Raw genomic sequence first — 24,441 nt, forward strand, 5'->3', positions numbered from 1 at the left:
CTCCCTGCGCTATGGCGCCAGCTTCGCTCCGTCAGGTGCAAACGCCTCGACCGTGTCGCCGATCCTGAACGACATCATGTCTCGCCCGACGAGGAGCGGTCCCTTGTATTCCGTCCGCGTGCGCAGGATCAGCGGCTCCTCCGGAATGTCGGGCGCCGGCTTTACCGTGCCGAACACGATGTGGGAGTACACGGCGAGTTTGGGCCTGGCGGAAGCAAAAATGCGGCCGGCTTCCTCGGGCGAGGTGTGGTGTGCCTGAATGTCCTTGTAGACGGGATTCCTGACCAACAGCTCCGGCTCGATCACCGCGACCTCATGTATCAGCAAATCGGCGCCTTCAGCCGCCGTCGCGATGCGCTCATCGGACCTGGTGTCGCCCGAGAGCACGACCTTGTGACCGCCATACGCGACGACGTAGCCGAAAGACGGCTTGATCTTGTCGCCGTGATCGACCTCGATGGCGGTGACCTTGACGCCGTTGTTCTCATAGACCAGCCCAGGCCCGATGTCCTTTGCCGTGAAAGTGGCCGCAACCGGATCGGGATGCTCGTCGTCGATACGAATGCGGATGTCATCCGTGAACGCCTTGGTCAGGTTCTCCGTCATGGCGACGGTGCCCTTCGGGCCATAAAGCTTCATCGGCCCCTTGCGCGATGCCCAGGGCGTGGCGAGCCAGCCGGTCAGCCACATATCGGGAAGGCCGACGATATGGTCTGAATGCAGATGGGTGATGAAGTTGGCGGTGATCGCGCCAAGAGGAATCTTCAACTTGTAGAGCTGCATCGTCGAACCGCGGCCGAGATCGAACAGCAGTTTTTCGCTGCCCGCCTCCACCAGCGTCGAGGCACTGAAGCTGGTCGGCCGCGGCGTCGGCACGCCGGTGCCCAGCAGTGTGACCTTGATCGGGTCGGCCGAGGCAGCTGAGGCGAATGCGAGCAGCACGAAGCATGCCCTCGAGAGGGTCCCAAACATATTGTCCTTTCTTGGATGTCACATCATTGCCGCGAGGCTGCGGATCATTCGCGCGCGACCACTGAATCCAGCCACGCGCAGTTCAGCGGCGGCACGCGGGGGTCGGCCACACGAACGCCACGCGACGCTGCATCCAGTCTCATGTCGCGCAGGCGCTTGCGCTGCTCCTCGGGCATGTAGAGCCGCTCGTGGCCCCACAGCGACGGACCGTCAAAGGTCTCGTGCGGCTGCCAGGTCGCAGGCTCGATCACGCGCCCGCCCCAGCCATATTCGATGAAGAAGCCAGACGGCGTGTTCACGTAGAATGACGTCATGTGGTCGTTGGTGTGCCGTCCGAGCGTGTAGGCGACGCGGCCGTCGTCCAGTTGCGCGAGGTCGTAGCCCTGCCCGACATCATCGAGGCTGCCGAGCTCGACCATGAAATGGTGCAGCGCCTTCCGCCCCGAGCCAACCATTGCGAAGGAGTGGTGGCGGCCGTTGACGTGGAAGAAATAAAGTCCGTAGGGCTTGAGGCCGAAATCGGAGACATGGAAGCCGAGCACGTCACGATAGAACGGCACCAGCGGCTCGACGTCCTCGACATTGAGCACGACGTGCCCCATGCCGAGCACACCGGTGCGGAAACCCGAGATCGGCCGTCCCGGCTTGAACGGCTCGGTCGCAAGCTCCGGTTTGGAGAAGGCCTCGAGCCGGTTTCCGGCGGGATCGCCGAACACAATCAGCTCGGCGACATGCCGCTCGTCGGCCAGCGCGCGCGATCCCCGCGTCACCCTGACCCCATGGCTTTCCAGCCGGCCGGCCAAATGGTTCAATTCGGCGGTCGACACAACCTCCCATCCCATCACCGCAAGGCCGGCATCGCCGCTGCCATCGACGATCAGCCGCTGCTTGCGATCGTCCATGCGGAAGGCGCGCATGTTGCCGCCGCGATCGACCTGCTGCATGCCGAGCAGCCCGGTCGCCATCCGGTCCCACTGGTCGAGCTGCGACGAGTTGATCCCGATATAGCCGAGCGCGGTGATTTCCATCGAATTCCTCCCGAGGGCATCGCGTCCGCCGCACTGCGGCGAACTTGATACCGGCCTCGCGCGCTCCTACGGTGGCGCCCCGTAATCGCTTCGTGTTCGCGAAAACGATAATCGCAAGGCTGCGGGCCACAAGAGAGGAAATACCAAGTGTCCAAGGAGCGGACGCGGAACGGTCAGCCGCGGCAGTCTGAGGGCGTCCGCGCCTTCGAGCGCGGGCTGGACGTGCTGCATGAAGTCAACCGCTCCGGCGGCATCCGCGCTGGCGACGTGGCGCGCGCGCTCGACCTGCCTCGCCCGACCGTCTACCGCCTGCTCGCGACACTAGAGGAACTGGGCTATGTCGCCCGCAGCGCCAGCGACGACCGTTTTCGCGTAACCCGGCGGGCGCTCAGCCTTGGTGACGGCTACGATCCCGGCGTGGTGATCTGCCAGGCGGCGGCACCTTTCCTCGCCGAGTTGAGCAAGACTCTGGTCTGGCCGGCCGATCTCTCGACTTACGAGAACGCCGCGATGGTGGTGCAGGAGACCACGCATTCGCGCAGCCCGCTCTCGATCGACCGCGGCATGATCGGCAAGCGCCTGCCGATGCTGCGAACCTCGGCGGGCCGCGCCTATCTCGCCGCATGCCCCGCGCGCGAGTGCGAGCTAATCGTCAATCATTTGCGCCGGATCGACGAGGCCGAAGATCGCCCCTTCCTCGACGAAGTCCGCCTCGACCGAATGATCGCCGAGACGCAAGCGCGGGGCTACGCGATCCGCAGCGAGGGCGAATACAATCCCAAGACCGCCTCGATCGCCGTCCCTATCGTGCGCAATGGCGCCGTGTTCGGCTGCATCTCGATCATCTGGATCCGCTCGGCGCTGGGGATTGAGGAGGCGGTCGCACAGTTTGCGGCGCAACTTCGGGAGGCGGCGTCCACCATTCCGCTCGAGATCTAGGCAAGGCCGTCCGCTGGGCGGACACTTGGCACGGCGACGTTGATGCGGCGGCATCGCTGGGGGAAGAGATACCCCCATGCAAGATAAATCCGCCCCCGAAGAGTTTGACGTGGTGATCGTCGGCCGCGGCCCGGTCGGAGCCACGCTCGCCAACTTGCTTGGCTTGTGCGGCGTACGGACGCTGGTGCTGGAGCGCGAGGCGCGGACCTATCATCTGCCGCGCGCAGTACATTTCGACGACGAATGCATGCGGGTGTTCCAGACCATCGGCCTCGCCGAGGCGATCCTTCCGCATGTCATCCTCAGCCCCGGCATGCTCTTTCTCGACGCCGACGGCCGGATGCTGCTGGACTGGTCGCGGCCACAGACATTGACGCCGATGGGATGGAATCTCAGCTATCGCTTCCACCAGCCCGACCTGGAAGACGAGCTGATCGCTGGTCTCGCGCGCTGGCCGCACGTCGCCTTGCGCAGCCGCTGCGAGGTGTTGGCGCTGGATCAGGACGAGACCGGCGTGCGCGTCCGTTACGAGGACCTTTCCAACGGGAAGCTAAGCGAAGTCCGCGCCGGCTACGTCATCGGTTGCGACGGTGCCCGATCTCTGGTGCGCCGCTTCATCGGCTCAGCCATGGACGATCTCGGCTTCCACGAGCGCTGGCTCGTGATCGACGTGCTGCTCAAGCACGACCGCGACGATCTCGGCGACTACAGTATCCAGCATTGCGATCCGCGCCGGCCGGCGACCTATGTTCGCGGCACAGGCACGCGGCGGCGCTGGGAGATCACGGTTCTCCCGGACGAGGACTCCCACGAGGTGGCGCAGCCGGCACATGTATGGGAGCTGCTGTCGCGCTGGATCACGCCCGAGGATGCCGAACTCGAGCGCGCCGCGGTCTACACCTTTCATTCCGTCATCGCGCAGCAATGGCGGAGCGGTCGTCTGCTGCTCGCCGGCGACTCCGCACATCAGACCCCGCCCTTCCTCGGTCAGGGCATGTGCGCAGGCATTCGAGATGCCGCTAACCTTGCCTGGAAGCTCGCCGCGGTCCTGCACGGACGGGCGGAGGCAAATCTGCTCAACACTTATCAGCGCGAGCGCCAGCCGCACGTGCGCGAGTTCATCGAGCTCGCTATCCGGCTCGGCGGCGTCATCAACACCAAGGCGATCGAAGCGGGCCTTGCTGCCGGCGAAGCCCGCGAGAATGCACCGGTCAAGCTGCACGTCAAAAAGCCCCTGCTCGGCCCCGGCCTTGCGCTCGGCGATCTGGCTCTTGCCGGACATCTGGCGCCGCAGTTCGAGCTGAAAGACGGCCGCCGCGGCGACGACCGGATCGGCTACAGCCACGTGCTGCTCGTCGAGAGCGCGGCCACGCTCTCGTCACGTCTGGCTCTGTCGCAGGCAGGAATCGACATCCTGATCAGCGACGACGCCGAAGGCGTCGGGCCATGGCTGCGCGAGCACGGCATCATTGCCGCACTCGTTCGCCCCGACCGCTACGTCCGTGGCACCGCCCGGAACGACACCGAGCTCGACCGGCTCATTGCCGCCATCACGCCAACCCACGTGCCGTCCGCGGCCTGACCGACTTCTCTCAAGGATATCTCATGAAGCTGCTCTCATTCATCGCCAACGGACATCCCTCCTTCGGAGCCGTCAGGGATAATTGCGTCGTCAATCTCGGCGCACGCATGGCAGGCTGCACCAATCTGCGGCAGTTGCTCGAAACCAATCGCGTTGCCGAGGCGGCAAAGCTCGCCGTGTCCGCGCCGCCCGATCATCCACTGGACAAGATCACCTTCGCCCCCGTCATTCCCGATCCCGGAAAGATCATCTGTGTCGGCCTCAACTATCGCGACCACGTTGTCGAAACGGGGCGCACCGTTACCGAGAAGCCAGCGCTGTTCGTGCGTTTTCCCTGCAGCCAGGTCGGACACCTCCAGCCCATCGTGAAGCCGAAAGTCAGCGACGATTTCGACTACGAAGGCGAACTCGCCCTCGTCATCGGCAAGGAAGGCCGTCACATCCCCGCGAGCCGCGCGCTCGACCACATCGCCGGCTATTCCTGCTACAACGAAGGCAGCGTCCGCGACTGGCAGCGGCACACGAGCCAGTTCCTCTCCGGCAAGACCTTTGCGGAGAGCGGCAGTTTCGGCCCCTGGCTGGTGACGACGGACGAGATCCCCGATCCGTCGAAGCTGAACTTGCAGACGCGCCTGAACGGCGCCGTTGTGCAGGACACCACCACGGATCTCCTGATCACCGCGATACCCGAGCTGATCGCCTACATCTCGGCGATCTGCCCGCTCGTCCCCGGCGACGTCATTGTCACGGGCACCCCCGGCGGCGTCGGCGCCAAGCGCACGCCGCCACTGTGGATGCGTCCCGGCGACACCGTCGAGGTCGAGATCTCCGGCATCGGAAGTTTGCGCAACAAGGTCATCGCCGAACCGGCCTGACCGCAGGCACCAATCAATCAAAACGACAACAGGATCGGGAAACGCCATGAGCACGCTTCGTACGACATCGACTGCTATCCTGCTGATCGCGCTGGCGCTCGCAGGCGCCACCGCGCACGCGGAAATCAAAGGCGATGTCGTCCGCATCGGCGTCCTCACCGACATGAACGGGATATTCGCGACCGCGATGGGCCCGGGCTCGGCCGAGGCGGCGCGGATGGCGGCGGAGGAATTCGGCTTCAAGATCAACGGCAAACCGATCGAGATCTTGCAGGCCGACCATCAGAACAAGCCGGACCTCGCGGCATCGCTCGCCCGCAAATGGTTCAGCGACGGCGTGCAGGCGATCGCGGATGGCGGCAGCTCCGGTGCCGCGCTCGCGGTGCAGGAACTGGTGCGCGGCAACGGGAAAATCTTCCTCGTCTCCGGCGCCGGCGCCAACCAGCTCACCGATGAAGCCTGTGCACCGAGCAGCGTGCAATGGACCCAGGACGCCTATTCGACCGCGACCGCCGTGGTCTCCGGCGTCATGCAGACCAGTAAGGAGCCGTGGTTCTTCATCACCGGCGACTATGCCTTCGGCCACTCGATCGAGGCAACCGCCCGCGAGCGCATCATTGCGCTTGGCGGCAAGGTCGCCGGCAGCGTGAAGGCGCAGCTCGGCACGCCCGACTATAGTTCATTCCTGCTCCAGGCGCAGTCCTCGGGCGCAAAAATCCTGGCAATCAACGTCGCCGGCGACAACGCCACCGCGATCAAGCAGGCCGAAGAATTCGGCCTTGCCGACCAGGGCATGAAAATCGTGCCGATGTCGTTCCAAAACGTCGATATCCAGGCCGTCGGGTTGAAGGCGACGCGCGGCGATCTCATCGTCACCTCGTTCTTCGAGGACGTCTCGCCGGCAGCCCGAATATTCTCCGATGCCTTCTTCGCCCGCCGCAAGGCAATGCCGTCGCAAATCCAGGCCGGCGTCTATTCCGCCGTGCGCCACTATCTCCAGGCCGTGAAGGATGCCGATTCGGACGACAGCGCGACGGTGATGGCTAAGATGAAGGCGACGCCCGTTTCGGACGCTTACACGCCCAATGGGCGCATCCGCGAGGACCAGCGCATGATACACGATCTCTACTTGGTGCAGGTCAAGACGCCGGAGGAATCAAAAGGGCCGTGGGACTTCGTCAAGCTGGTCGCGACCATCCCGCCCGACCAGGCCTTCCGCCCGCTTGAACGCAGCAAGTGCGGCCTGGTCGGCAAATAAGCCGTCAAGCGAGATAGCGCGTGAGATAGCCTTCCATCGCGTAGAGCGCACAGAGCGCGAGGCTCGACCACACGGCGGCGGTGAAATACAGGAACATCCAGGTCAGCTCGCCCTTCCAGTGCGCGATGTCGTGGGTCACGACCCACCGCGTCGAGACGTCATGCAGGCCTTCGAGGAAGCCGAGCAATCGGTTGCCCTCTTCATGCCCGGCCCGCCAGCGGCTGAGATACATCGGCACGTCGATGGTGACGAGGAAGGCCAGGAAGCAGGCGATGCCGACGATGCCGGCAATTAGCGCCCAACGCACCGGCCCCTGGAATTCCGGCATCAGTCGGCACAGCGCGATGCCCGCGAGGAAGAATGTCACCGCCCACAATGAATTCTCGATCGCATTGAAGAGAAAGTTGGTCGTCACCACCGCGTACCAGGAGAAGCACTCCGCGATGATGATGATGGGCACGATCACCCACGCGATGTTCACGACCGTCTCGGCGCCCGTCATGATCCCGAGCTGATGCAGGATGATCGCCCATTGCGCGACGAAGCACAGTTCGGCCACGGTCGCGACCGTGCGGCCGACGAAGATGCTGGAGAGCCAGGTGTCGAACAGACAGATGCGCTGCACGTCGGCGCGCGGCAGGAACGAGCGGAAGGCGCAGCCGAAGACATAACCCGCGCAGAGCAGGAACATCAGCCCGATGTCGGAGCCGCCACTGATGCTGCCGGCAGGCGTCGGGTAGAACTCGCGGTACAGCATGAACCAGACGAGAATGTTGGCAGCACTGACCAGCGTCAGGGACCCCCACCACCACGCGAGGGGATTTGACCTTGCCTGCCACTGCAACATGAAGCGCTCCGCCGTAATCGATATGACGTCTGATCGTAATAATCCTGTCACGACAAGCCACGGAATCACGACAAAAATCTGTGTTGCTGCAGTGATCGTCGCGTCCTTTTTGTCCCGGCCGGAGCAATAGCCGATCGTCCGTATAGTGGACACAAGTAGGCATTCTATGAATCTATTGGACAACAGCCATAACCAGGTTCATTAAACCTGCATGGCTCGAACCGCGTCCAAACCGATCCGCGCTTCCTCGTCCGCCGCCGCCGTGCTGGCTTCGAGCGCCGATGACGCCGCGTTTGCGACGACGCTGGCAAAAGGCCTCGTGGTGCTCGAAGCGTTCAAGGCGGGGGCGACGCAGCTCGGCAACATGGAGCTGTCGACGCTGACCGGGATTCCGCGGCCGACGGTGGCGCGGCTGACACATACGCTCGCCGAGCTCGGCTATCTCCGCTACGATTCCGAACGCGCCAAATATCGCGTCGGCGCGCGAGCGCTTCGCATGGCGCATCCGCTGCTCGCCGACATGCAGTTCCGTCAGGTCGCGCGCCCCATGATGCAGGAGCTGGCGCAGAGCGTGCGCGGCACGGTCTCGATCGGCCTGCTCGATGCGACCTCCATGATCTATGTCGAGACCGCGCGGTCCGGCGACGTCGGCCCGCACGTCCCCGACATCGGCATGCCCATTTCCGTGGTGATGACGGCGATGGGCCGTGCCGCGGCGGCGACCTTGCCGCAGGCCGATGCCGCGCTGCTCGAAGAGCGCATCGCGAGCGAAGACACCGAGCTGTGGTCAGCCTTCCGCGGGACATACCGCGCTGGCCTCGCACAATGCGCCAGCCGCGGCTTCTGCACTTGCTTCGGCGAGTACATGGCCTCGATTCATGCCGTCGCCGCGCCGCTGTTTCATGCGAGCGAGGCGAGGCAGGCCTTTTCGATCAATTGCGGCATTCCCGCGTTCCGGCTCCAGCTCGGCCAGCTGGAGAGCGAGATCGGCCCGCGCATTGCCGCCCTTGCCGACAGCATCCGCGCCATCGTGGGCGCCGCGGGACCGATCGAGACACAAAAGCAAAACAAGAGCGCCAGGCGATGAACACGACAATTGGCGCTCCACCGGGAGGCCATCATGACCGTCACACGGCGAACATTCCTGGGCACCCTCGCCCTTTCGCTATCCGCACTTCCATTCTCCACGCACGCTGAGGACGCCTGGCCGTCGCGCATGGTGCGGCTGATCTCGCCTTACGGGCCCGGCGGCTCCAACGACATTTCGCTGCGGCTGCTGGCCGAAGAGTTCGGCCGCAACCTGCACCAGCAATTCATCGTCGAAAACAAGCCGGGCGCCGGCACGCGCATCGCCAACGATACGGTCGCGCATGCGCCGGGCGACGGCTACACCCTTCTCTACGTCGCGGCGCCCTACGCCACCGCCGAAGCGCTGTTCGGCAAGCTGACCTACGACCGCAAGGATCTGCAGCCGGTCGCGATGGCGGTGATCGCGCCGCTGTTCCTGATCATCAGCGCGGACGCGCCGTTCAAGACGCTTCCCGAATTGATCGCCTACGGCAAATCGAAACCGGACGGACTGACCTTCGCCTCACCCGGCGCCGGCTCGCAGCCGCATCTTGCCGGCGAACTCCTGTTCAGGGATGCCGGCGTCAAGGGTCTCAACATTCCCTTCCGTGGCGATGCGGCGTCCTACACCGAGTTGCTCGCCGGCCGCGTCGACGCCACGCTGACGGCGCTGCCGACCGCCCTGCCCTACATCCAGAGCGGCAAGTTCACCGTGCTCGGCGTCGCCTCGGCCGAACGCAGCGCGCTCTATCCGCAAGCGCCGACCCTGCGTGAGCAGGGTTTTCCCAACGTGGCTGCGGCCGGCTGGTACGGCTTCATGGCGCCATCGACGACGCCGCGCGCCATCGTCGACAAACTGCAGGCCGAAGTTTTGCGCGCGCTCGCCGAGCCGGCGATCAAGAACAAGCTGACCGCACAGGGCCTCGAAGTGCGCGCCGGCACCGCGGCCGAGTTCGGCCAGTTCATCGACAACGAGACGCAGAAATGGACCGGGCTGATCCGCGAGGCGGGCCTCAAGGGCGAGTGACGGTCACGAACAGGGAATGGAAATGAAAAACGCACTTATCAAACGCGCCGCGGCATCCGCGCTCGTTCTCGCGCTGTCGATCCCGACCGCACAGGCGCAAAAGAAATACGATTCCGGCGCCTCCGACACGGAGATCAAGGTCGGCCAGACCGTCCCGCTCAGCGGTCCGGCCTCGGCCTATGCCGTGATCGGCAAGACCCAGGCCGCCTACATGAAAATGATCAACGATCTGGGCGGCGTGAACGGCCGCAAGGTGAACTTGATTCAGTATGACGACGCCTATTCGCCTCCGAAGACGGTTGAGCAGACCCGCAAGCTGGTCGAAAGCGACGAGGTGCTGCTGACCTTCCAGATCATCGGCACGGCGCCGAATGTCGCAGTGCAAAAATATCTCAACGCCAAGAAGGTCCCGCAGCTGTTCGCGGCAACGGGCGCGGCGCGTTTCACCGATCCGAAGAACTTCCCCTGGACCATGGGCTTCAACCCTTCCTACCTCGTCGAGGGCCGCATCTACGCGCAATATCTTCTGAAGAACTATCCGAACGCCAGGATCGGTGTGCTCTATCAGAACGACGATCTCGGCAAGGATTACCTCGCCGGCTTCAAAGCAGGTCTCGGTGACAAGGCGAAGATGATCGTGGCCGAGACGTCCTACGAGATCACCGAGCCCACCATCGACTCGCAGATCCTGCGGTTGAAGGATGCAGGTGCCGACGTGCTGTTCAGCGCGACGACGCCCAAACAGGCCGCGCAGGCGATCAAGAAGGTCGCCGAAATCGGCTGGAAGCCGCTGCACATCATCGACATCAACGCCTCCTCGGTCAGCGCGGTGCTGAAACCCGCCGGACTCGACAACGCCAAGGACGTCGTCAGCGTCGGCTACGTCAAGGATTCCGCCGATCCCGAGTGGAAAGGACGATCCCGGCATGAAGCGCTATCTCGCCTTCATGGCCAAGTACTATCCGGACGGCGACAAGGAATCGAACCTGAACGTCTACGGCTACATCACGTCCCAGCTCCTGGTGCAGGTGCTGCAGCAATGCCGCGACGATCTCACCCGCGAGAACGTGATGCGTCAGGCCGCCAATCTCCGGAACATCGAGCTCGACCTGACCCTGCCAGGGATTTCCGTGACGACAAGCCCGACCGACTATCGCGTCAACAAGCAGTTCCAGATGGTGCAATTCGACGGCCAGCGCTGGCAGAAGCTCGGCGGCATCGTGACGGATGAGGCGAAGGAGTAACGCTGTTCGGTAAGGGGTGGCCCAATTCTGTCATCTCCCTCATGGCCGGGTTTAGCCCCGGCCATGAGGAGTGAGCGCGCGGCAGGCGGCCGCGCGATCTCCTTCAGCTCTTCAGTCCACCGACATACGCGGCGAGCTTGTCCAGCGTCTGGTAGCCGTATTCGACCGCACCGAAGTTGATCATGCCGTCGCGCTGCGCCGTGCTCGATGCCAGCTGCCGCATCATCAGAACCGTCTTGCCGTTGCTCTGCTCGGCAAAGGTGACGGTGAAACGGAACAGGCCGGGATCCTCGTCCTGGTCGGTGCCGTGGTCCATCTCCATCAAAGACGGCCGCTCGATGCGGCGAAAGCGCATGCGGTTCGGATAGACGGTGCCGTCGGGGCCGATCATGTTGAAGCGCCAGACGCCGCCGACGCGCACGTCGATCTCGAAGGTCTCGAGCTTGAAACCCTTCGGCCCGAACCATTGCGGCAGATGCTTCGGGTCGGACCACGCCTCGAACACCAGATCGCGCGGCGCGTCGATCACACGCGACATCACGATCTCGCGGTCGAGCGACCACTGCGACAGGGCGGGATTGGCAGAATTCGTCATCGCTCGGAACCTTTCCGTTTGGTTGTCTTGCCGGTTGTCCTGTTGGTTTTGTTGGACGGCCGTTTGGCGCCCGCCCTCTCCTTGTCTTTCTTCAGCTTCATCACGTAGGCCTCGAAGCGGTCGAGCCGCGCCTCCCAGATCGCGCGCTGCTGCTGGAACCAGTCCTCCGCTCCGACGAGCGTGTCCGGGCTGAGACGGCAGGTGCGCACGCGGCCGGACTTCTCCGACAGAACGAGCCCGCTCGTCTCCAGCACGTGGATGTGTTTCATGAAGCTCGGCAGCGCCATCTCGAAGGGATCGGCGAGTTCACCGACCGACGCTTCGCCGGCGCAGAGCCGCATCACGATCGCCCGCCGGGTGGGATCGGCGAGTGCGGAAAAGACCTGGTCGAGCCGGGACAATTGGTTAGCCATGGAGCTAATTATAGGGCTGCCACCATCCGGCGTCAACAATTGTTAGCTCATAAGCTAAGTAATCTTTTCGGAGGCTCCACAGGCGGAACCCACCACGCGCAATCGTGAATAGGGAGGCACGGCCCTTCCCGTTAAAAGAGACTCGGGGGCCATCGCATCCTGCGTCAGGGCCGTGCCGTCTGTTGTCACCTCATCGCACCTCACCCGGCGGGCGTTCGCCCGGGCGGCGCTTGTTCCGGTCGCGCTGGCGTGGCCGCACCGCGCCGCGGCAGATTCCGACATGATCGCGCAGATGCGCGACATCGTCGCGAACGAGCTGGCGCCGACCGCGACGCCGGACCAGCCGGGCGGCCTTGCCGCCGCGCTTTATGCCGGCAGCCATGTCGAGTTCTTCAATTACGGCTTTGCGGACGACGCCACGCAAAGGCCGGTCACGCCGGACACGCTGTTCAATCTCGGCTCCCTGCGCAAGCCGTTCGAGGCGACGCTGGTCGCGCTCGGCACCCTCCGCGGCGAGCTGCGGCTCGGCGATCATCTGCCGAAACATCTCCCTGAACTCACCGGCGAGTATATCCGCCGCGTCACGGTCGGCGAACTCGTCACGCACACCTCAGGCATGCTGCTGCCGACCGACCATCCGCCCTGGCCGGACGGGACTTTTACGCGCGCGCAGTTCATCGACATGTTCAACAATTGGAGACCGCAGGCCGGCGAGATGCCCGGCAAGCAGCGCGTCTACAGCCACGCCGGCTACGTGCTGCTTCAGCTCGTGCTCGAGCGCTGTTACGGCACGCCGATCGCGGCCCTGTTCGAACAGCGCATCCTCAAGCCGATCGGCATGAACGCGACCTCCGTGCCCGAACGCGGGGAAGATAGCCGTGCCGTCATGGACGAGGTCTGGATGCACCGCGCGGTCCAGGGCTATTCGGATCAAGGCATGGCGATCGGCCCGATCGGCGACCAGCAAAGCTATTTCGATTTTCCCGGCACGGGCCAGATGTTTTCTTCGCCGCGGGATCTCGCGACGTTCGTTGCGACCTGCGTCGACGGGCGGTCGATCGACCCTCACTTGCGCGAGGCATTGCGGATGACACAGCACGAGATCTTCCGCGTCGACGAGAAGTTTGGCCAGGGAATGGCCTGGGAGACGGTGCGTCTTCCAGGCGTCACCGTCGTCGACAAGCCGGGCGGCCTCAACAACGCCTCTGGCTATATCGGCCTCGTGCCGGCGCGGCGGATCGGCATCGTCCTGCTCGCCAACAGGGGCGAATATCCGCACGAGATCGCGCGCTACAAGATCCTGCCCGCGCTGGCGCGCCTCGTGGCTTCGCACGCAGGCTGAGCCCCAAAACAGAAAGCCCCGGCCAGGCCGGGGCTTTCTGCGCCAGGATCGGAACGGGAAGCTCAGTACCTGGCTACGACCGGTCCGCCGAACTTGTAGTTCACGCCGACGCGCACGATGTTCGATTTGAGATCGACCGAGTGGGTGAAGACGTTGGTCGGAAATGCGCCGCCAAGCAGATTGGTGCTGGTCACGGTGCTGCGTCCGAGATCGACATAGAGATATTCCGCCTTGAGCGACCAGCCGCCGCCGACGGCATATTCGGTGCCCACACCTGCGGTCCAACCGAGGCGTGTGTCGCGGAACGCGGCCGACTCCGTCGCCGCAGCGAACGTGTCGGTGAAGTTGAAATTACCCTTCACCTCGGCGATCGCCGCGCCGCCGGTGGCGTAGAGCAGCCAGGTCGGCGCCGCGAGGAAGCCGATACGGCCGCGGATCGTGGCGAGCCAGTCGGCCGAGACCTGCGAGGACACGGTGAAGCCGGTTGGGGCGCAGCAGGGATAGACCGCGGAACCCGTCGCACTGCCCTTGACGCCGAAATAGTTGATGTCGCCTTCGAGGCCGAGCACGGCGTGGTTGACCTGCCAGTTGTAGCCTGCGGTGAGGCCACCGGTCACGCTGGAGCTGTTGACGCCCTGGGCGCCGACCGCGTTGATGGCAGGGACGCTGCTGGCCGCGAAATAGCCGGGCGGATCGAAAACGGTCGAGGTGGTCGGATCGGCGCTGCCCCACTGCCCGCCGACATTGCCGCCGACGTAAAAGCCCGTCCAGTTGTAGGCCGGCGCCATCATGGGCGCCTTGGTGTATTGCGCCGCGAGATCGGCCGCCTGCACGGATGCGGGGCCCAAGATAACCGAGCCGACCGAAGCAACCGCCAGCAAAAACTTTTTCATTCCAGTCTCCTTGCCTCACGCGATTGATCTCGCGTTTCGAATGCGCGCGGGCGGAAGGCGTCCGGCGCAGATCGGACATACGCCGCCGGTCCCGTGCCGTCTTGGGCTGCGGCGAAGTTCATAGGGACTGTGACGTAATGTGAGCCGTGCGGCGCGCGAACGCGCGACGGGTGTGACCCAAGGGCCACGCGTGATCCCTGATCCGCGGCGCACGACGCACGCCCGTGTCGCATTACGACAAGAGCGCGAAACGCGATTCGATTCTCCGCGTCTCAGACCGAACGCGTCAGTCCGCCGTCGACGCGGATGTTCTGGCCGGTGATGTAGGCCGCGCCATCGGACGCCAGGAACGAGATCGTCGCGGCGATCTCCTCGACCTTGCCGTAGCGCTGCATCGGCACGCTGTCGCGGCGTGCATCGGTCTGCGGCAGGCTGTCGATCCAGCCCGGCAGCACATTGTTCATGCGGATGTTGTCGGCGGCATGGGTGTCGGTGAAGATCTTCGTGAAGGCGGCAAGGCCGGCGCGGAACACGGCGGACGTCGGAAACATCGCGCTGGGCTCGAACGCCCAGGCAGTCGAGATGTTGATGATGGCGCCGGCCTTCTGCGCCTGCATGATTGGCGTCACCAGCCGCGTCGGACGGATCACGTTGAGCAGATAAGTGTCGAGGCCGGTATGCCACTGCTCGTCGGTGATCTCCGTGATCGGCGCACGGGGCCCATGGCCCGCGCTATTGACGAGCACGTCGATGCGTCCCCATTGCGCAAGCGCCCCGTCGACAAGCCGCTTCAGATCGTCGTTCGCCTTGTTGGAACCGGTAACCCCTAACCCGCCGAGCTCGGCTGCAAGCGCCTCGCCCTTGCCGGAGGAGGACAGGATGGCGACGCGAAAGCCGTCGGCTGCGAGCCGACGCGCAGCCCCTGCCCCCATGCCGCTGCCGCCGGCGGTAACGAGTGCGACCTTCTCTGCTGCCATGACCGATCATCCTCTGTGATATCGTTGAGGCGAGCCGCAGGCCCGGCCTTTCATGAGGCCTTCTACCGCCGGACCTGCCGGCAGGTCCACCGTCGCGAGCAATTTGAAAGATGAGCGATTTGCAGATCCGCAATTTGCGCCCGGAGGAGATATCCATCGCCGCCGACTGGGCCGCGGCCGAAGGCTGGAATCCGGGCCTCTCCGATGCCGCCTGTTTCGCGATCCCGGACGCGAAAGGCTTTTTCGTCGGCGAGATCGACGGCGAGCCGGTCGCGACCGTCTCCTGCGTCAACTACGATGATCGCTTCGCCTTCCTCGGCTTCTACATCGTGCGATCGGGCTTTCGCGACAGAGACCACGGGCTGCGCATCTGGAACGCCGCGATCGCGCATGCGGGCACGCGCGTGATCGGGCTCGACGGCGTCGTGGCGCAGCAGGATAATTACAAAAAATCCGGTTTCCAGCTCGCCTACGCCAATATCCGCTATGGCGGCATCGTCGCCGCGCCACCGAGCCCGCCCGCTGATGTCATTGCGCTCGACACGATACCGTTCGCGCGTGTTGAAGCCGACGATGCAACGGTCTTCCCGGCCCCGCGCGCTGGCTTCCTGCGTGCCTGGATCGACACGTCGGGACATATCGGTCGCGCGCTTCTGCGCGACGGCAAGCTCGCGGCATGGGGTGTGATCCGGCCGTGCCGGACGGGCCGCAAGATCGGCCCGCTCGTTGCCGACGACCGCGCGGCGGCGGAAGCGATCGCGCAGGCCTTGCTGGCAAGTGCGGGTGACAGCGAAGTCTTCCTCGACGTTCCCGCCGTCAATCGCGAGGCGATTGCGCTCGCGGAATCGCTCGGCCTCACGCCGGTGTTCGAGACGGCGCGGATGTACACAGGACCGATCCCGCCGCTGAGGATCGACCGCGTCTTCGGCGTGACGAGTTTTGAGCTGGGCTAGCTGAGGGAAATGCGCCGCTCAGTAGCAGCGCATGATGTTGACGGTATGCTCGCCGCCGCCGCGACCCGGCACAGTCACCTGCTCGGTCGGACAGCTCGGCACATAGGGCCGGTCGGACGGCACCACGTTCGGCGGGAAGCGATGCGTCCAGTCCCAGGGAACGTCGTACGTATAGGTGTAGCGCACGTCGCTGGAGACGGGTTGGCCGGAATCGGCGAAAGGCTGGCCGTATCCTGCGTTGTCATAGAAGAACCCGCCACCGCCCGGCCAATAGACCCAGGGTGTGTTACGGCCGCGGAAACGGGCGCCTGGCGCAATCGGCGGACGCGCCACCGGGCCGGACGGCGCGGCGGCGTGCGCGACGGCGCCGCCGGGTCTGGCAAAACTGTCGCTGGGGGCAAGGAGCAGCGCGGCTGCGCTGAGCGAGGCAAGCAAGGCCCCGTGTTGTGATCTGGACATCATGATACGCACCAACTCGTTTGGCTTCGCGAAAACGGCTCCCCACCGCACGCTAGGCCGGGCTGTCGCCCACCCGCAAACGTATAATTAATTGTTGGTTAAGGCACGGGATTAACGGGGAACAAGCTGCGGCAAGACGCGCGGGATTCCCGGCTGATGTCGCACTTGTTCCGCGGAAGGCGGACTTCATAACCAGTTGATCGGAGTTGATCGCTTCCGCCGATTACGTCCGGAACGCTCCCGCACTGCGGCCGTTGTCTCGCGACACAAGCAAGGAGCATCTCGAATGCGGAACAACTCAAAACTCCTCTGCCTGATCACGGCTTCGCTCGTCGCGGGCACGACGGCCGCCTCGGCCCAGGGCTATGATTGGAACGGACCGCGCGTGGGATGGGACCGCACCGCCCCCGGCTACCAACCGGTTCAGCCACGCGCGTACTATCCGGCCGGACCGTACGGCGCGCTCAACGGCACCAACCATCCGGCGCCGAGCTCGACGCAGGGCGATGTCGGCCCGGAGGGCAACAACAACGGGCACCCTGACCGGTGTCTATCGCAACTGGTAACGCCCGCTCACGATGTGGCCCATCGCCCATGACGGACGATGGGCCATCGTGCGTCAATGGTCCTGCTGCTTGTGCAGCCAGTCCGGATTTCCAGTGCCCTGTGTCACGATGGCACTGTTTCCACCGCGGCGGCGATAAACCGTCGGATTGATTGCCGGCCACAATCCCTTGCGTCGCGTCGGGCGAAACATCCCAAGCGCGGAGTCAACGGAACGACGACAAAATATTTCGCTTTATTAGAATTCGGAATTATCGTATCTTCCGCTCACTCCGGCCCAAGGAAGAGGGGCGTATCGCGATCGTCACGAACGCGGGCGGGCGGCGGTGGACGTCGATAACATCGGCGCGAATGGCTTCGCAGGGCGGACAACCGTGAGCGAAGGCGTCGCGCGCACGACCGGTGTGATCGGCGTACGGCCAAATCGTGTCGTCCTGGCGCCCGGGGTCTGTGCGCCAAGTCTTGCGGTGATGTGTGCAGCCCAACCGGGCACACGCATCAGCCATCCGCAGGGCGACGGGGGCAATAGTGCATCGCTCCCCGGGGAGAACACGACATAAGCCGTTCCAACCATTGCGCAGGGAAGGCCGGGATGCTCCGGTTGCCCTGTTTCCCGCTGTGCAATGTAGCGCAATCTGCTCCTGGCATAGCGGATCAATAGGAGCCAGCCGGCTCCCGGTCTTCCCTGCGCTCTCTTTCAATCGAGGGTGAGGCGACGAAGCAAAGCTCGGGCGAAACACGCCGCGAGGATGCGAGCCCATGTCAGGCATTCAACAACGATCTCGTGCCCCGGACGCAGCGCAGCGCCTCTTGGCGGTGCGCTGCAGAGCCGGGGCCCATGCAACAGCGAACGGCGTGGCTTCCTGGATCCCGGCTCTGCGCAGCAACGCGAAGAGGCGTTGCAGCGCGTCCGGGACACGCGGACGGTCCCTGCCCTTCTTTGCATGCCGCTCCGCTCTTGTAACAAGACCGTCATACAGCGAAACTAAACGAAGCCGAGGCCGCGGTTGGCGGCCAAGCTGCCTCGCAGGGAGAGATTTTATGCGCCGTTCACTGGTGTTGCTGTCAGCCGGACTGACACTGCTGTCCACCGGGCTTTCGACGGGGCGTGCCTCCGCCGAGAACAACACCCCTCGTAATTTGATCCTGTTCATTCCGGACGGTCTGCGGGCACTGAAGGTCACACCGGAGACCGCCCCCGCCATGGCCGAAATCCGCGACAAGGGCGTCAACTTCAAGAACTCGCATTCGCTGTTCCCGACCTTCACCATGGCCAATGGCTCGGCGATGTCGACCGGGCACTATCTCGGCGATACCGGTGTGTTCTCCAACACGATCTGGACCAACTACACGTCGGTCCCCGCCGGCGACACCGTCGTCCCCTTCATCGAGAACGACGCCGTGCTCGGCGACATCGACGAGCATTTCAAGGGCGACTATCTCAATGAAGACACGATCCTGAAGCTGGCCCGCGACAAGGGCTACAGCACGGCGGCCCTTGGCAAGCATGGCCCGACCTATCAGTTCGATCACACTGACAAACCCGAAAAGGCCGGCCTGCATTCGATCGTATTCGACGATGCCACCGGTGCCAAGAACGGCGTGGCGCTGTCCGACGAGGTCAAGGCCGCGCTGACCAAGGCCGGCCTCCCCATCGCCACGCCGCCACGCGGCGACAACAGCAAGGCCGGCGACGCCAAGACGCCGGGCACCACGGTCGCCAATGTCGCCCAGCAGGCCTATTTCGCCGACGTCGCTGCCAAGGTCGTGCTGCCGATGTTCAAGGCGCGCAACAAGCCATTCGTGCTGGTGTTCTGGTCGCGCGACCCCGACGGCAGTCAGCACGACACCGGCGACAGCCTCAACCAGATCATGCCCGGCATCAACGGGCCGACCTCGATGGCCGGCATCAAGAATGCCGACAACAACCTCGCCCAGCTCCGCAAGGCGCTGGACGAGCTCGGCCTTGCCGCCAACACCAACATCATGGTCCAGGCCGACCACGGCTTCTCGACCATCTCGAAGGAAAGCAAGACCAGCCCCTCGACCAAGGTCAGCTATGACGACACGCCGAAGGACTTCCTTCCGATGGGCTTTTTGGCGCTCGACCTCGCCAAGGCGCTCGACCTGCCGCTGTTCGACCCCAACAACAAGAATGCCAAGGTCGAGGGCAACAAGCATCCCAAGGCCGGCAACGGCGTGCTCGGCAAGGATCCGGAAAAGCCCGATCTCGTCGTCGCCACCAATGGCGGCTCCGACCTGATCTATTTGCCGAACAAGGACAAGAAGCTGGCGGCTAAAACCGTCAAGGTGCTGCTCGAGCAGGACTACGTCTCCGGCCTGTTCGTCGACGACTCCCTCGGCCGCTTCCCCGGCACGCTGCCACTGTCGAGCGTCAGTCTGCGCGGCAAGGCGGCAACGCCGACGCCGGCAATCGTCGTCAACTTCCGCTCCTACGCCAGCGATTGCGGCGAGGCGCCGACCAACTGCTCGGTGCACGTCGCCGACACCGTGCTGCGCCAGGGCCAGGGCATGCATGGCAGCTTCAGCCGCGGCGACACCATGAACTTCATGGCCGCCATCGGACCGGACTTCAAGGCCGGCTACGTCAGCAAGATTCCGGTCAGCAATGCCGACGTCGGCATGACGGCCGCCCGACTGATGGGCCTGCGCGGCACGCAGAACGGCGGCTTGGTCGGCCGGGTGATGTCGGAGGCCCTGCTCAACGGCATCATTCCGAAGGCATACAAGGCGGTTGAGAAGTCGAAGAAGTCAGAGAACGGCCTGCAGACCGTGCTCAACTTCCAGCGCGTCGGCAGCCAGCGCTATTTCGACACTGCCGGTTTCCCGGGCCGCACGCTCGGCCTCGAGCCGGACACCGGCAAACAAAAAACGGCGGGGAAATAACCCCACCGTTGCCTCTCGCGCCTCGCAAGGGGCGCGACAATCTCATCTCACTCTTGCATGCCCGGATCTTACATGCCCGGACTTTACATGCCGATGTCGAACACGTTCGGCAATTGGCCCGCCAGAGGCAGCGCGGTGGCGCCCAGGAACGTCGCCACCATCGCCATCAGGCGACGGTTGTTCTGGCGCTTGCCACGCATCTGGCCGGCAATCCACTCCAGCATTTCGCTGTTAACCTTGGAGGCATAGGACGGCGCCCAGCCTTCGATATCGGACTCGGCAGACAGCGCGACGCTGCGCGGCGGCACCTTCAGGCCCGAGGCGCTCGCGGCATAATGGGCAACCGCCTTGGCGAGCAGGTCGTCGAACCGGCCGCCATCGGTGCGTTCGGTTGCGGCTTCGTTGATCTCGAACAGCGCTTCGGCTTCCGCGCGGCTGATCGGTTGGTCGTTGACGGCTGTGGCGGTCAGGATGCGGGCGCACCAGGCGGTGTCATCGGCATCGAGCGCGCGGGAGAAGTGCACCCTCCCCTTGGTGGTCGGGCCTTCGCCGGTGATCACGCCGTCGCGCACGATGGTCAGTGCGTGGGCCGAAGTATCGCGGCAGGACGGTTCGAGGGACGGCGACTCAACAGACGTATGCGCAGCGGCAGACATAGTTCACTTCCAGATTTCTTCTGATCGGCCAGCATTTTCACGCCGGCGTAAAGGGGTGGTTAATGATTCGATACGGGGATCACGACTTTTCTAGATGGTTGCCAATTGGTCGCTGTCAGGACCGTTGAGGTTCTAGGAAGCGCCGGGCGAGCGTGATGGAAGTCATAAAAGGCTTTATCGGGGCAATCGGGCCCCGTGTGGCCCCGGTGGGGATGTTTCGCCGCAGGCGCCGCTGTAACAAAAAGGTGCTAGGACATCAGGCCTTCAAAGAAGGAATTCACATTTTACTTGAAGCGGTTCAGTTGGCGTTCACTTGAGGTCGCGAAGACCCTATACTGATGGTGACGGCCAAAGATGAATTCTCAAGTAAATTCAATTCGATGAGGTAGAACCATGACACTTCCGATCGGCGCCACCGCACCCGACTTCGAAGCCGAAACCACCGAAGGGAAGATCAAGTTCCACGACTGGATCGGCAATAGCTGGGCGCTGCTGTTCTCGCATCCGAAGGACTTCACGCCGGTTTGTACGACCGAGCTCGGCGCGCTCGCCAAGCTGAAGCCGGAATTCGACAAGCGCGGCGTCAAGCTGATGGGCCTCTCGGTCGATCCGGTCGACCGTCACTCCAAATGGTCCGAGGACATCAAGGAGACGCAAGGCACGGCTCCGAACTACCCGATGATCGGCGACACCGATTACAACGTCTCCAAGCTGTACGGCATGCTGCCGGCCGCGATCTCGGGCGATCCCCTCATCCGTACGGCCGCCGACAACCAGACCGTCCGCAACGTCTTCGTCATCGGCCCGGACAAAAAGATCAAGCTGGTGCTGGTCTATCCGATGACGACGGGCAGGAACTTCCAGGAAATCCTGCGCGTCATCGACTCGCTCCAGCTCACCGCCAAGCATCGCGTCGCAACCCCGGCCGACTGGTCGCAGGGTGACGACGTCATCATCGCGGGCTCAGTCTCCAACGACGAGGCCAAGACGATCTACCCGCAGGGCTGGAAGGAACCGAAGCCCTACATCCGGATCGTGCCGCAGCCGAAATAACCCAAGCGTCGTTCCGGGCGATGCGTCAGCATCGACCCGGAATGACGACGTTAGAGCCCTTACGCCGCGTGGACGCGGTCGAGGAAGCCGTCGACCTCGGCCTTCAGATGCAGGCTCTCGCCCGACAGCGCCTGGGCGGAAGCAAACATCCGGCTGGACGTCTCGCCCGTTTCGTTCGCCCCCTCGGCGGCGTGACGGACGTTGACGGCGACATCGGCCGTGCCTGATACGGCCGCGCGAACGCTGGACACGATGTTGTGGGTCGCGCTTTTCTGCTGCTCGACCGCAGCCGGGATCGAGCCGGCGATACCGCTGCTGCGCTTGATGGTCTGGCTGATCGCCTTGATGGCGACAACCGATTCCTCAGTCGCAAGCTGCATGCTGGCGATCTGGTTCGATATCTCGTCGGTCGCCTTGGCGGTCTGGCCGGCGAGCGTCTTGACCTCCTGGGCCACCGCCAGGAGGTTGGTCTGACCGAGCTTGGCTGGCGCGAGTTCTGCCGGCACCTGCTCCACGACCATCCCAATCTCGCCACCGAAAACCTCCAAGCGAATTTCGATGGCGGTTGAGCGTTGCTTTGACACAACTATGAAACTCGCTATCGTCCCCGCTCCATGCAAACCGTGGGGGACGATATGGACGACGACAAGCCGATCACCGAACAGGCGATGGACACGATCACCGCCGCCGTGGAAGCGACCAAGGACGCCGCTGTCACTGCGGTGAAGAAGGTCAGGAAAGTCGCCAAGAAGGTCACGAAGAAAGTAGCGCCGAAGAAGGCTTCCAAGAAGAAAGCCAAGAAGGCTGCGAAGAAAACTTCGAAGAAGGCCGCGAAGAAGGCTGCAAAGAAGTCGTCGAAGAAGGCGGCCAAGAAAACTGCAAAGAAGGCGACGAAGAAAGCCGCCAAGTCGAAAAAGAAGGCCAGGAAGGCCAAGCGCTGATCGTAACGCTCACGTCTCCGGGTGCGGACGCGCCCGGAGACAGCTCCAGCGATATCCTACCCTCGCCTCTTGGCTGCGCGCCGGCCGGGGTGATGCTCGCCTTGCGGATCGCGAAATTCGCTGCGATGGCCGCGCCGGTCCTCCTTGGCGAAGCTCCGCCGTTTCTCAGGCGAGCCGAACGCCTTGATCACCTTCCGGCCGTTGACCCGCTTGATGACGTAGCCGCCCTCGGTCATCGAGAACGGCTCGGTCAGCGTCCCCTTGTGGTCGAACTTGGTGCCTCGGGGATGCTTGAACGGTTCGAACCAGGACGGATAGACGAAGTTCGACATCTCAAAGCCGGCGACGAAGAAGGAATCCTCCTCCACCGCGTCACAGACCTCATAGGCATATTGGGTGTTCGGATTTTTGTCGGCCCAGAGATTGGCCATGGGATCGAGCACCATCTCGAACAGCTCGTGCGAGGCCGCCACGCTGACCGGCTCGCTGCCCAGCGCCTTGACGAAGATCTTTGAGATCGGCTGGCGGCGATACGTCAGCTCATGGCGGCCGAGCATGTTCTTGTGGGAGGCCTCGTCAAAGTAGACCAGCTGCCAATCGCTTGGCCTCGGCCTTTCGGTGACATAAAGGTCGACCGGATAGCCCCACACCGGCAGGAAATGCTTGTCGTAGCATTTCTGGAGCGCCGCAGTGAGCTTGGCCATTTTGCGGCCGCTGATCGTCGGCTCCGCGTAGTTGATGCAGGCAATCCGGACCGGCTTCAGGGACCTGCCGAGCAGTGCGCGTCTCGCCTTCTTCATGGAAAACCACCTGTGAAAGGGACACTGAAATACGCCGACCCTAGCACGAACATGCCGCGCACGTCAGGGATGTATTCCAGACGGACCGGCCTGCCGGCGCTAGAAGCGTCGGTTGACCACGAACACCGCTGCCGCGCACATCGTCATGCCGGCGATCGCCAGCGCATCGAGCTTTTCTCCGAACAGGAGATAGGCCATCAGCGCAGTGACGGCGGGCACCAGGTAGAACAGGCTCGCAACCGACGTGGCGGCGGCGTTGCGGATCAGCCAGTACAGCAGCCTGATCGACCCGATCGAGAGCGCCACGGCGAGCCAGGCCAGCGCGAGCATGAACTCCCGCGTCCAATGCACCACGCGGTCCTCGAACAGGAAGGCACCGGCCGCGAAGAAGATCGTCACGGCTACATATTGCACGAGATTGCCGGCGCGCCAGTCGATGTGGTTGCAGTAGCGGCGCTGATAGAGCGTGCCGAGCGTGATGCTGATCAGCGAGACCACCGAGGCGAGCCAGCCGAGCCCGGCTTCGCCGGTCATGGGACGGCCGTGCAGGATCAGCACCACGCCGCCGAGGCCAAGCATCAGGCCTGCCCATTGCACCGGCGTCACCTTCTCGCCGAGCCAGCGGTTAGCGATGGTCGAGGTCAGGATCGGCTGAAGGCCCGGAATCAGCGCAGAGAGCCCGGCCGGAATTGAGTGCGCGATCGCGATCGCAGTGCCGCCGAGATAGAAGCCATGGACGAGAATGCCGGCAACCGCGCTGTGCGCGATGCCGATACGGTCCGGCCATTTCGGTCGCGCGATTGCGGCGATGATCGCCATCAGGCCGACCACGATCGCCATGCGGATGGCGAGGTAGGTCAAGGGATCGGCGTTGTTGATGACGTATTTGGTGCCGATGAAGCCGGTGCTCCAGAGCAGGACGAACAGGATCGGCGCGGCGCGGGCGGTCAGGGCTTCTTGATTATTATTCATTGCCGCCCTCATTGCCCCACCGGCGGCCCATGCGGCAATGCGAATTTAGGCCAATTTCGTACGGACGATGCTGCGC

General features: G+C 63.9%; 22 protein-coding genes and 3 pseudogenes. 13 read left to right on the forward strand and 12 right to left on the reverse strand.

Annotated features, from left to right (window positions below; genetic code table 11):
- Nucleotides 1–9: 9 nt before the first annotated feature.
- Nucleotides 10–972, reverse strand: coding sequence for an MBL fold metallo-hydrolase (locus tag ACVWYI_RS24665; protein WP_456663436.1), 963 nt, complete (start codon nt 970–972; stop codon nt 10–12).
- A 44-nt stretch (nt 973–1,016) separates the two neighbouring features.
- Nucleotides 1,017–2,000 (reverse strand): VOC family protein, encoded by a 984-nt coding sequence (locus tag ACVWYI_RS24670; RefSeq protein WP_354052171.1) that lies wholly within the window; start codon nt 1,998–2,000, stop codon nt 1,017–1,019.
- Between the two features lie 147 nt (nt 2,001–2,147).
- On the opposite strand from ACVWYI_RS24670, the gene ACVWYI_RS24675 reads away from it, so the two are divergent.
- The 4 genes from ACVWYI_RS24675 (at nt 2,148) to ACVWYI_RS24690 (ending at nt 6,654) form a co-directional block, all read left to right on the forward strand.
- Complete coding sequence (locus ACVWYI_RS24675) at nt 2,148–2,939, forward strand: DNA-binding transcriptional regulator (RefSeq protein ID WP_354052169.1); 792 nt, start codon at nt 2,148–2,150, stop codon at nt 2,937–2,939.
- Between the two features lie 76 nt (nt 2,940–3,015).
- Entirely contained in the window at nt 3,016–4,521 is a 1,506-nt protein-coding gene (mhpA, locus tag ACVWYI_RS24680; protein WP_456663437.1) for a bifunctional 3-(3-hydroxy-phenyl)propionate/3-hydroxycinnamic acid hydroxylase MhpA, read from the forward strand.
- A gap of 23 nt (nt 4,522–4,544) precedes the next feature.
- Nucleotides 4,545–5,396 (forward strand): fumarylacetoacetate hydrolase family protein, encoded by an 852-nt coding sequence (locus tag ACVWYI_RS24685; RefSeq protein WP_456663438.1) that lies wholly within the window; start codon nt 4,545–4,547, stop codon nt 5,394–5,396.
- Nucleotides 5,397–5,442: 46 nt separating this feature from the next.
- Nucleotides 5,443–6,654, forward strand: a complete 1,212-nt coding sequence (locus ACVWYI_RS24690; RefSeq protein ID WP_456663439.1) for an ABC transporter substrate-binding protein — start codon at nt 5,443–5,445, stop codon at nt 6,652–6,654.
- A gap of 4 nt (nt 6,655–6,658) precedes the next feature.
- Here ACVWYI_RS24690 and ACVWYI_RS24695 read toward each other — a convergent pair whose 3' ends face one another.
- Nucleotides 6,659–7,501 carry a hypothetical protein gene (locus ACVWYI_RS24695; RefSeq protein WP_456663440.1) on the reverse strand — a complete coding sequence of 281 codons (843 nt, stop codon included), beginning with the start codon at nt 7,499–7,501 and terminating at the stop codon, nt 6,659–6,661.
- Nucleotides 7,502–7,712: 211 nt separating this feature from the next.
- Between ACVWYI_RS24695 and ACVWYI_RS24700 the strand changes: the two genes are divergently transcribed.
- The 3 genes and pseudogenes from ACVWYI_RS24700 (at nt 7,713) to ACVWYI_RS24710 (ending at nt 10,840) form a co-directional block, all read left to right on the forward strand.
- Entirely contained in the window at nt 7,713–8,588 is an 876-nt protein-coding gene (locus tag ACVWYI_RS24700; protein WP_456663441.1) for an IclR family transcriptional regulator, read from the forward strand.
- 33 nt (nt 8,589–8,621) lie between these two features.
- On the forward strand, nt 8,622–9,596 hold the full coding sequence (locus ACVWYI_RS24705) for a Bug family tripartite tricarboxylate transporter substrate binding protein (protein WP_247340791.1): 975 nt from the start codon (nt 8,622–8,624) through the stop codon (nt 9,594–9,596).
- Between the two features lie 22 nt (nt 9,597–9,618).
- Nucleotides 9,619–10,840: pseudogene (locus ACVWYI_RS24710) on the forward strand (ABC transporter substrate-binding protein).
- 103 nt (nt 10,841–10,943) lie between these two features.
- Here the strand turns inward: ACVWYI_RS24710 and ACVWYI_RS24715 are convergent.
- Both ACVWYI_RS24715 and ACVWYI_RS24720 read right to left on the reverse strand, forming a co-directional pair.
- On the reverse strand, nt 10,944–11,435 hold the full coding sequence (locus ACVWYI_RS24715) for an SRPBCC family protein (RefSeq protein WP_247340793.1): 492 nt from the start codon (nt 11,433–11,435) through the stop codon (nt 10,944–10,946).
- On the reverse strand, nt 11,432–11,848 hold the full coding sequence (locus tag ACVWYI_RS24720; protein WP_456663442.1) for an ArsR/SmtB family transcription factor: 417 nt from the start codon (nt 11,846–11,848) through the stop codon (nt 11,432–11,434). The genes ACVWYI_RS24715 and ACVWYI_RS24720 overlap by 4 nt, the downstream gene beginning before the upstream one ends.
- Nucleotides 11,849–12,020: 172 nt before the next feature.
- Here ACVWYI_RS24720 and ACVWYI_RS24725 point away from each other — a divergent pair, with 172 nt between their 5' ends.
- On the forward strand, nt 12,021–13,190 hold the full coding sequence (locus ACVWYI_RS24725; protein ID WP_456663443.1) for a serine hydrolase: 1,170 nt from the start codon (nt 12,021–12,023) through the stop codon (nt 13,188–13,190).
- A gap of 62 nt (nt 13,191–13,252) precedes the next feature.
- Here ACVWYI_RS24725 and ACVWYI_RS24730 read toward each other — a convergent pair whose 3' ends face one another.
- Complete coding sequence (locus ACVWYI_RS24730; RefSeq protein ID WP_456663444.1) at nt 13,253–14,083, reverse strand: outer membrane protein; 831 nt, start codon at nt 14,081–14,083, stop codon at nt 13,253–13,255.
- A 272-nt stretch (nt 14,084–14,355) separates the two neighbouring features.
- Nucleotides 14,356–15,060: an SDR family oxidoreductase gene (locus ACVWYI_RS24735; protein ID WP_456663445.1), complete on the reverse strand. Its 705-nt coding sequence runs from the start codon at nt 15,058–15,060 to the stop codon at nt 14,356–14,358.
- Between the two features lie 110 nt (nt 15,061–15,170).
- Here ACVWYI_RS24735 and ACVWYI_RS24740 point away from each other — a divergent pair, with 110 nt between their 5' ends.
- A complete protein-coding gene (locus ACVWYI_RS24740) occupies nt 15,171–16,013 on the forward strand; it encodes a GNAT family N-acetyltransferase (protein ID WP_456663446.1) in 843 nt (280 codons plus the stop codon).
- 18 nt (nt 16,014–16,031) lie between these two features.
- On the opposite strand, the gene ACVWYI_RS24745 is transcribed toward ACVWYI_RS24740, so the two are convergent.
- Nucleotides 16,032–16,475: a hypothetical protein gene (locus ACVWYI_RS24745; RefSeq protein WP_247340797.1), complete on the reverse strand. Its 444-nt coding sequence runs from the start codon at nt 16,473–16,475 to the stop codon at nt 16,032–16,034.
- 283 nt (nt 16,476–16,758) lie between these two features.
- On the opposite strand from ACVWYI_RS24745, the pseudogene ACVWYI_RS24750 reads away from it, so the two are divergent.
- Nucleotides 16,759–17,038, forward strand: a pseudogene (locus ACVWYI_RS24750) (hypothetical protein).
- A 1,039-nt stretch (nt 17,039–18,077) separates the two neighbouring features.
- On the forward strand, nt 18,078–19,943 hold the full coding sequence (locus tag ACVWYI_RS24755) for an alkaline phosphatase family protein (RefSeq protein WP_456663447.1): 1,866 nt from the start codon (nt 18,078–18,080) through the stop codon (nt 19,941–19,943).
- A gap of 83 nt (nt 19,944–20,026) precedes the next feature.
- Here the strand turns inward: ACVWYI_RS24755 and ACVWYI_RS24760 are convergent, their stop codons facing one another.
- Nucleotides 20,027–20,599: a hypothetical protein gene (locus ACVWYI_RS24760; RefSeq protein WP_456649529.1), complete on the reverse strand. Its 573-nt coding sequence runs from the start codon at nt 20,597–20,599 to the stop codon at nt 20,027–20,029.
- A gap of 393 nt (nt 20,600–20,992) precedes the next feature.
- On the opposite strand from ACVWYI_RS24760, the gene ACVWYI_RS24765 reads away from it, so the two are divergent.
- The gene (locus ACVWYI_RS24765; protein WP_456663448.1) at nt 20,993–21,652 is read left to right on the forward strand and encodes a peroxiredoxin; all 660 of its coding nucleotides are present in this window, start codon (nt 20,993–20,995) and stop codon (nt 21,650–21,652) included.
- 59 nt (nt 21,653–21,711) lie between these two features.
- Here the strand turns inward: ACVWYI_RS24765 and ACVWYI_RS24770 are convergent.
- Nucleotides 21,712–22,107 (reverse strand): annotated as a pseudogene (locus ACVWYI_RS24770) (methyl-accepting chemotaxis protein); the annotation flags it as partial.
- Nucleotides 22,108–22,287: 180 nt separating this feature from the next.
- On the opposite strand from ACVWYI_RS24770, the gene ACVWYI_RS24775 reads away from it, so the two are divergent.
- The gene (locus tag ACVWYI_RS24775) at nt 22,288–22,593 is read left to right on the forward strand and encodes a histone (protein ID WP_456663449.1); all 306 of its coding nucleotides are present in this window, start codon (nt 22,288–22,290) and stop codon (nt 22,591–22,593) included.
- Between the two features lie 56 nt (nt 22,594–22,649).
- Here ACVWYI_RS24775 and ACVWYI_RS24780 read toward each other — a convergent pair whose 3' ends face one another.
- Both ACVWYI_RS24780 and ACVWYI_RS24785 read right to left on the reverse strand, forming a co-directional pair.
- The gene (locus ACVWYI_RS24780) at nt 22,650–23,393 is read right to left on the reverse strand and encodes a hypothetical protein (RefSeq protein WP_456663450.1); all 744 of its coding nucleotides are present in this window, start codon (nt 23,391–23,393) and stop codon (nt 22,650–22,652) included.
- Between the two features lie 99 nt (nt 23,394–23,492).
- Nucleotides 23,493–24,365: a DMT family transporter gene (locus ACVWYI_RS24785; RefSeq protein ID WP_456663451.1), complete on the reverse strand. Its 873-nt coding sequence runs from the start codon at nt 24,363–24,365 to the stop codon at nt 23,493–23,495.
- Nucleotides 24,366–24,441 lie beyond the last annotated feature (76 nt).

Source organism: Bradyrhizobium sp. LB13.1 (assembly GCF_054056815.1).